Annotated in this window: 7 protein-coding genes; 3 read left to right on the top strand and 4 right to left on the bottom strand. The window is 44.9% G+C overall.

What is annotated here, in order from left to right:
• Positions 1-94: 94 nt before the first annotated feature.
• From B4033_RS01550 to B4033_RS01535, 4 genes are all read right to left on the bottom strand, one after another.
• Positions 95-559 (bottom strand): DUF2147 domain-containing protein, encoded by a 465-nt coding sequence (locus B4033_RS01550; protein WP_286831456.1) that lies wholly within the window; start codon positions 557-559, stop codon positions 95-97.
• Between the two features lie 461 nt (positions 560-1,020).
• Positions 1,021-1,896 (bottom strand): Hsp33 family molecular chaperone HslO, encoded by an 876-nt coding sequence (gene hslO / locus B4033_RS01545; RefSeq protein ID WP_004813475.1) that lies wholly within the window; start codon positions 1,894-1,896, stop codon positions 1,021-1,023.
• A gap of 50 nt (positions 1,897-1,946) precedes the next feature.
• Positions 1,947-3,800: a cation:proton antiporter gene (locus tag B4033_RS01540; RefSeq protein ID WP_286831452.1), complete on the bottom strand. Its 1,854-nt coding sequence runs from the start codon at positions 3,798-3,800 to the stop codon at positions 1,947-1,949.
• A 41-nt stretch (positions 3,801-3,841) separates the two neighbouring features.
• On the bottom strand, positions 3,842-6,079 hold the full coding sequence (locus tag B4033_RS01535; RefSeq protein WP_286831449.1) for a primosomal protein N': 2,238 nt from the start codon (positions 6,077-6,079) through the stop codon (positions 3,842-3,844).
• A 135-nt stretch (positions 6,080-6,214) separates the two neighbouring features.
• Here B4033_RS01535 and gspF point away from each other — a divergent pair, with 135 nt between their 5' ends.
• The 3 genes from gspF to B4033_RS01520 form a co-directional block, all read left to right on the top strand.
• Positions 6,215-7,420: a type II secretion system inner membrane protein GspF gene (gspF, locus tag B4033_RS01530; protein ID WP_286831445.1), complete on the top strand. Its 1,206-nt coding sequence runs from the start codon at positions 6,215-6,217 to the stop codon at positions 7,418-7,420.
• An 88-nt stretch (positions 7,421-7,508) separates the two neighbouring features.
• Positions 7,509-7,976 carry a type II secretion system major pseudopilin GspG gene (gene gspG, locus B4033_RS01525; protein ID WP_227499334.1) on the top strand — a complete coding sequence of 156 codons (468 nt, stop codon included), beginning with the start codon at positions 7,509-7,511 and terminating at the stop codon, positions 7,974-7,976.
• Between the two features lie 284 nt (positions 7,977-8,260).
• The coding region (locus tag B4033_RS01520) for a hypothetical protein (protein WP_286831442.1) at positions 8,261-8,478 on the top strand (218 nt) is incomplete at its 3' end.

Below are 8,478 nucleotides of genomic sequence, written 5' to 3'. Positions count from 1 at the left end.
TTTTAATACGGTTTAAATGAACAAAGAATCATGTTTTATCGAAAATGTTTGAAGCTTGTCCAAGTCATATCGCATAACTTGGACAACGCAATTTTCAATTTTTGATCCAGGTCATATTACGCCCGACTGGAAATCCTTCAGTTCGGCTATGAATTGCCAGATGTCGGCCATTATTTTTCAGACGTGCACGTGCCTGATATAGTTTTCCCGAGATGGGGTCGAGCAGGGTGCCATTAATAAATTCGTTGGTATTTTCTGGATGACTGCTCAGACCCTTAAGCATGGTCAGTCCAACCAGAGGCTGATCTTTGAGAGAGCCAGTGCATTGGGTACAGTTTTGTTGTGGAACCGCCCTCGGAACCTCACGTACATTTACAATTTTGGCCATATAGCGATCTTTAGCATCCTTGCTGATGATGACATCTACCAGAGAATAACCGGTACGGTCATCAATGGTTTTCCATTGTCCAAGCAGTGGATCATTGTTGGCAGATACTGACAGGCTAATCATGCTTGCTGCTGCAACAATCATGGAACAGAACAGTTTAAATTTCATCATCACACATTCCCCAAGTATTAAAAATGCTTCTAAAATCTTAAAGGCATAAAAATATTATGGAATTAATATAGCGTGAAAAATCTACTAATTACCAGTGAATAATCAAATATCTCCAAGAAAAATTAAAACCTAAATTGATGAAAAATCACATTAATCGAGAAATGTGGGACGTGATGAGTATTTGATGGATTAGCACATTAAAAAGGGAAAGAGGCTGAAAGCTGGTTAAATAATTAGCTCAGACAGCTTTGGAAGTCAGGGTTAATTAATAGGGGATTGAGTTTATATTCATTAAGAATAGAGTGGGGCCAAGTATTGGTATTTCCATATAGCCGTGTAGAGCTGAAGGATATGGTAAGTTTGAAATTAAAAATATTTATTCTTCATGGAAAAGAAAACTCTGGATTTATAAAAATAAAAGCACTCCTATTGAGTGCTTTTATTAACAAAGATACCTGTAATTAACTAAGGTGCTCACCGAACAGACCTAAAGCTTCTTCAGCAGTAAAGGTGTATTGGCTGTTACAGAACTGACAATCCATTTCAATTGGATTCTGGAATTCTAAAGTTTCACGAACAGATTCAACCCCGATCTGCTGCAAGGCAATGGCACAGCGTTCTTTAGAACAGGTACAACCGAATTTCAGCTGTTCTGCTTCAGGCAAACGAACTTGTTCTTCGTTATATAAACGATAGAGGATTTCATTGGTATCCAGGCTAACTAGTTCTTCTGCTTTCAAGGTTTCAGTCAACATGGTCACGCGTGGCCACAAATCTTCATCCACATAGCGTTGTTCTTCTTCACTATTACGTGGTAGAAGCTGGATCAGCAAGCCACCTGAACGCTTCTGGTCACTTGCCAGCACAATACGGGTTGGAATCTGCGCAGACAGATCATAATACTGCATCAGGCATCCCGCCAGATTATGTTTATCCAGTGGTACGATACCTTGGTAACGCTCACCGACTTCAGGCTCAATATTGATAAACAGTACAGGACTGATCAGGGCTTTTAGAACGGTACTGCTGTCTTCTGCCACCTGAAAACGAGGATCCTCTTCATAATCAGCCAAGGCACGCACTTCACCACGATGGTTACATTCCGCCATCGCCCATTTAAACGTGCCAGTAGCCTGAATCTGCAGACTGATGCGTCCCTTGATTTTTAACGTACTTGCCAATAGGGCAGTCGCACTGAGCATTTCGCCCAAAAGGATTTGTACGGCAGGAGCATAGTCGCGCTGCGCTAAAATTGTTTGTAAAGCTTCTTGAAGATGCACTACTTCACCACGAACAGGGCTATCCTCAATAAAAAAGCGTTGGCGTAAATCAGACATAAAATTCTCCATAACCCTGCTTTAATGGTGACACTATTGTAAAACACAAGTTATGACAGATCATCTGTTATGGTATCAATTCCTGTGCCGTTGATATTCTGTTGCTTCTGTATTGGATTTATTACACTTTTACGATGTTGATCCCGTTCGAACAGGTAGCTTAACTCTGCCATGCTGCTGTGGTGTTGAGCATATAATGACTCAGAACCAGATTCCGCCTGCTGTTCTGCTTTTAATACAGTTTCATCATACTGACGGAACTGTAGAATTGTCTGCTCAGCGAGTTCTACAGATTGATGGGTTGCTGCCAGTAATGACTGTGTCAGTGCTAAAGCAGAAAGATAAGTTTCACGGAAAACATTTTCTACACCCAGTTCATGCAGCAAATGTGCATGATGGCGATCACGCGCGCGTACCCACAATTTCAGATCCGGGTAATTCCAGCACAAATGACGTACGACCAGCAAAGAATCCTCAATATCATCAATCGCGACAATCACCTGATCTTTGGAAGCAATATCTGCCAGTTGTAGCGCCGTGGTTTCAGTTGCATCTGCCTGAAAGAAAGGAATAGCTTGATCTTTGAGTAGGCCACTTGCTTCAACCGTATTGTCCATCACACTAAAGCTCAGACCTTGCTGATGAAGTACACGCGCTACGATTTGCCCAAAGCGACCAAAACCAATCAGTAAAATCGGTGTAGTGGCTAAAGGCTCTACCTGGGTATCAAAGTCTGCGACCAGATGATGCGAGCGATTTAATCGCGGTAAGATTTGTTGATCAAGCAACCAGTAGAGCACTGGTGTCATTAACATGGATAGCGCCAACATACATAGCAGTGGCGATAACAAGCTGATATCTAAGATGGTATGGGTAACTGCAATAGTGAGTAACACAAAAGCAAACTCACCGCCTTGGGCCAGGCTAACTGCGGTTAAGGTGCTGGTACGCCAGCTATTTTGATAATAACGGGCAATTGCCAGACTGAGCACAAATTTACTCAATATGATCAGCACGGCGCCACCAATGATCAGTCCAGGCATCTGCAAGACATCACTTAGCTGAATCGCTAGGCCAATACTGATAAAACACAAACCGATCAATATGCCATGAAAAGGCTGAATGGCATTTTCGACGTGTGGTCTGAAATCGGAATCTGCCAGCAGAATTCCGGCAAATAAGGCTCCTAAATATAGTGTTAGTCCCAGTGTTTGCATCAATACCAACAAGCCGAGGATTACAAAAATTGCCACCGAGGCATGCAGGTCATGGCTGCTGCTTCTGGCAATCCAGCGATACAGGGGTTGCATCAAATAGCGGTTACACAGGAACAGTCCGGTAAAGGTTGCCATAATGGCAGCAAAATAAGCCACGCCATGTTCAGTGGAACTTATTCCGGAAAATAGTGGAATAATGGCAATTAGTGGAATTAGCAGCAGGGCTTGAATTAATAAACTGATATAACTGAGCTGACCATGGGAAGTCGCGAGCTGCTCCTGTCGCATCAGATGTTGAATACTCAGTGTCATCGCAGACAGGCTGCCAGCCAGCCCAATGACGACACTGGTGATGAGACTTTGCTGTAAAAAAATGGCAGAACATAAACTCAGAATAGCGCCTGACCCCAAGACCAGTGCAGCAGTTGAGATCCAGGCAGAATGAGGCATCTGGATGAAGCGTTGTGGCCGTAGTTGTAAACCCGCCCAGAACAGCAGAGACAGGATACTGATTTGCATTAGCATCGAACGAAGTTGGGGATCAGTAACGAGATTCAGGGTTTCAGAACCGAGCACAAGGCCTGTCAATAAATAACCCAGCACTGCTGGCAGTTTCAAATAGCGGGTGATTGGCACGATCAGCAATGCTGCCACCAGAATTAATGTAATTTGCAACAGTATCGACATGTTCAACCTTAAATCTTATTTCCGTATTGCAGCTTGCAGGACTAGCTCAGTTCTTGTGGATCGACATCCAGGCTTAACTTCATTGAGGAAGGTTTGTCTTGCAGCATGGCTTGCCACCATGCCCTGACATAATAGTGCAAATGTGGACGGTCTGCAGACAGTAGTACCATATGTGATTGGTAACGGCCCGCCTTGCGTTCCATTGGTGCTGGAATAGGTCCCCAGATCTCCAGTTGCAGGTCCTGATACTGCCTTAAGAAGGCAGCATGTTTCTGTAAGAACTCTGTATTTAATGCCTGATCACGTGATTCGCAACGGATCATCACTGCATAGCGATAGGGTGGCATGCGGGCAATCTTACGCTGCTCTAAGGTCTGTTTGGCAAAAGCCCGGTAATTATCTGTCACCAAGGTATTTAGCAAAGCATGATCAGGACGTAAGGTCTGTAGATAGACATCACCCTTGTGCTCGCCACGACCGGCACGACCAGCCACCTGTACAATCAGTTGGGCAGTGCGTTCGGTGGCACGGAAGTCTACACTGAGCAGACCAGAATCAATATCTAAAATAGCGACCAGTGTGACATAGGGGAAATGGTGACCTTTGGCCAGCATTTGCGTACCGAGCAAAATCGCCGGTTCGCTTTTCTGAATCTTGTCATAGATTTTCTGCCAGCTACCGACCCGACTGGTAGAATCACGATCTACCCGAATGACTTCATGATCGGGAAAGAGTTCATTCAATTGCTCTTCGACCTTGCCGGTTCCCATGCCGAGTGTTTTGAGTTCAGTATGATTGCAGCTTGGACAATGATCCGGCATACGGTGCAGGGTGCCACAATGGTGACAATGCAAATGTTGATATGGCTGACGGTGTACAGTGAAATTGGCATCACAGTTTGGACACTGTGCCTGCCAGCCACAGCTGTCACAAATCAAAACGGGTGCATAACCACGGCGGTTCAGGAACACCAGTACCTGTTCCTTTTTTTCCAGACGTTTGCGTATTTCCTGAATCAGATGCAGGCTGATGCCATGCTGTTTCTGTGCCACCTTTAAATCTAGAATATGAATCTTTGGCATTAAGGCTGTACCAGCACGCTGGTTGAGTTCCAGTACCTGCATTTTGCCATTGGCAACCAGTGCATAGGTATCGATACTGGGTGTGGCAGAGCCCAGAAGCACCGGACATTGCTGCAAATGCCCGCGATAAAGCGCAACATCTCGGGCATGATAACGGAAGCCTTCCTGCTGTTTAAAAGACAGATCATGTTCCTCATCCAGGATGATCAATCCTAGATTGGGCATCGGGGTATAAATGGCAGAACGGGTACCCAGCACAATCGAGGCTTTACCGGTTTCTGCAGCTTGCCAGGCTTGCAGACGTTTCGAGTCATTTAAACCAGAATGTAACAAGGCAATATGACAATGGAAACGTGACTGGAACCGGCTAATGGTTTGTGGCGTCAGGCCAATTTCCGGTACCAGCACTAAAACCTGTTTTCCCTGTTTCAGCACCTTTTCCATGATCTGCAAATAAACTTCAGTTTTGCCGCTGCCGGTCAGACCATCCAGTAAAAAAGCCTGATATTTATTTTTAAATTTCAGCACCTGCTGAATGGCATGTTGCTGTTCCGGATTGGCTGTAAGCGGCATTTGTGCCAGTTGAACAGGCTGCGGGCTGAAATCCTGGGGTTCCAGCACGTATTCACAAATTCCTTTTTTCTCTAAAGCTTTTAGGGTGGCTGTCTCGATCCCTGCCAGGTTCAGTACAGTTTCAGTGGTACCGACTGGATGCAATTTTAAAATTTTATAGGCTTCCTGCTGACGCTCGGAACGGCGTACCTTGGCTTCTGCCTGGTCATCTAACAGTTTCCAGTTCCGGGCCAGCAGGTTATAGGGCTTACCTTGACGTAATAAAGTTGGTAAGGCACTTTGCATCACTTCACCAATCGGGAACTGGTAATACTGCGCTGACCAGTTCAGCAGATTCAGTACCTTGTCATCAATGAGCGCCCGGTCATCCAGTAATTCAGTAATCTCTTTAAGTTTAAAACTGGAATCTAGCGGAGTGTCTGGTGGCAGCTTTTCCATAATGACCCCAACCAGATTCTGCCGGCCGAAAGACACCGCCACGCGCGCACCAACCTTAGCCTGCTGATATTGTGCCGCACTTAAACTGTAATCAAAACAGTCAAACAGATGAACAGGAACAGCAACACGAACACGATAAACTGAAGGGGTTGAGGCTGGGTGATCTGAGATGGGCAAGTGAGGCATCCTGATGAATTTTCGTCGTGCTAAAAAGGCAGTTGTGTTAGAGTGAGCAGATATTTTATATCTAAGAATATGAATGATTTTGATAGTCTGACGCAACTGCGTTGGGGCAAATTTTTGGAAAATTAGAGCATTACAATGCCAGCATATCAATTTATCGCGCTTGATGCTTCGGGTAAGCAGCAAAAAGGCGTACTGGAAGGGGACTCTGCACGTCAGATCCGTCAGCAACTTCGGGACAAAGCCTTGATTCCGGTGTCTGTTGATCCAGTCGAGCAAAAGGACAAGCATTACCGGCCGCGCTGGTTTGAAAAAAGCCTTACAGCTTATGACCTGGCATTGATGACCCGGCAACTCTCTGTTCTGGTTGCCGCCGGTATTCCGCTGGAAGAAGCCATTCGCGCCGTCGGTAAACAAAGCGAAAAGGTGCATGTACAGAACCTGCTGATGTCGGTGCGTTCCAAGGTGCTGGAAGGGCATAGTCTGGCACAGGGCTTGCAGCAATCCGGCCGCTTTCCGGAACTGTATATTGCAACCATTGCTGCCGGTGAACGTTCCGGACATCTGGACCTGATTATGGATCAGCTGGCGGACTATACCGAAAACCGCTTTGCCATGCAGAAAAAAATTCAGGGTGCAATGATTTACCCGATCATTCTGCTGCTGATGTCCTTTGCCATTGTGATGGGACTGATGACCTATGTCGTTCCAGACATTGTCAAAACCTTTGACCAGAGCAAAGATGCTTTGCCATGGATCACGGTCGCGTTGATGAAAGCCAGTGACTTTATCCGGATGGCTTGGCCTTTCATGTTGGCTGGTAGTGTCGTTGCTATTTTCCTGCTGGTGCGTTTTCTACGCACCACCGCAGGACATTATGCTTTTGACCGCCTGACCTTGAAATTACCGCTATTTGGCAAACTATCACGTGGGATTAATGCGGCACGCTTTGCCAGTACCTTGTCCATTTTGACCCGTTCTGGGGTGCCGCTGGTCGATGCCTTAAAGATTGGTGCGGCGGTCAGCAATAACTGGGTCATTCGTGATGCCGTTAATCTGGCAGCAGAAAAGGTGACTGAAGGCGGTAACCTGGCGACCCAGCTGGAGCGTAGTGGTTATTTCCCACCGATGATGGTACAAATGATTCGAAGTGGTGAAGCTTCCGGTGAACTGGACCGGATGCTGGACCGGGCATCGACCATGCAGGACCGTGAAGTGACTACACTGATTTCGACGTTACTGGCTTTGCTGGAACCTCTTATGCTGGTGCTGATGGCAAGTATTGTGTTAGTAATCGTAATTGCGGTGATGCTGCCAATTGTGAATATGAATAATATGATTTAAATAAAGTGTGGGTAGAATTCCAATTATAAGCCCAAACAGATTTTCAAAATTAAGCAATGAGAGACATGGAGTGAAAAGGACTGAGATGATGAATGAACAGCCAGATTCTTTAAAAACAGGCTCAGGTATGACGCGTATCAAACATGCTTCGGGTTTTACCCTGATCGAAGTAATGGTCGTGATTGTGATCCTGGGCGTATTGGCTGCACTGATCGTACCTAACGTGATGGGCCGTGGTGAGAAGGCAAAAGTTGATACTACGGTGATCAAACTGCAAAGCGTGGCCGGGTCTCTGGACCAGTACAAGCTGGATAATGGTAAGTATCCAAGTATGCAGGAAGGTGGTTTAGATGCTTTAGTCAACAAACCTGCGTCTGCAAAAAACTGGTTACCGGGTGGCTATGTCAAAGGCGGTTATCCGAAAGACAGCTGGGATAATGAATTGCAATATGTCATTCCTGGTACGGATGGACGTTCATTTGACCTTTATTCATTTGGTGCCGATGGCCAGTCTGGCGGTGAAGGCACAGATGCGGATATTTATTATCAGCCTTAATTGAGAATCATTATAAATTTCTTCTTTATGGAATATATCACTTCATTTAATTGGGTATCTCAATACTAAGTGAAGTGATAATAACTCTTAATACATAAATATAATCTAAACACATGAATTTAAAATTAATTTTATAATCCATTCTATTTGATAGTCATAATAAGAAGTATTCCCATGTTTATCGATTACAATTATCGTAAAATATGAATAAATATAGACTTTTCATTTCCATAAAAAAGCTCATAATGATTTCTATGGCACAAATTCGGCCAAAGGAGATGGGGATGAAAGCATTAATTATAAGAGATGAAATAAATCAGTTTCATTGGACAATGCTGAAATCTGTCTTTTTGGTTCTAAGTATTCTTCCGGTGAGCCAAGCAGTTTTGTATTTGTGGCAAAGCACGGAAGGTAGCAGCCAGATTATGGTAGGTTTCTTTGCACTGAGTCTGATGAGCAGCCTGTTAGCTTTGTGCTTCTGGTCGGCATTAAAAGCTAGCGT

The organism is Acinetobacter sp. UBA3132, from assembly GCF_002364825.1.
Lineage (GTDB): Bacteria > Pseudomonadota > Gammaproteobacteria > Pseudomonadales > Moraxellaceae > Acinetobacter > Acinetobacter schindleri.
This window is presented reverse-complemented; position numbering and strand designations above follow the sequence as displayed.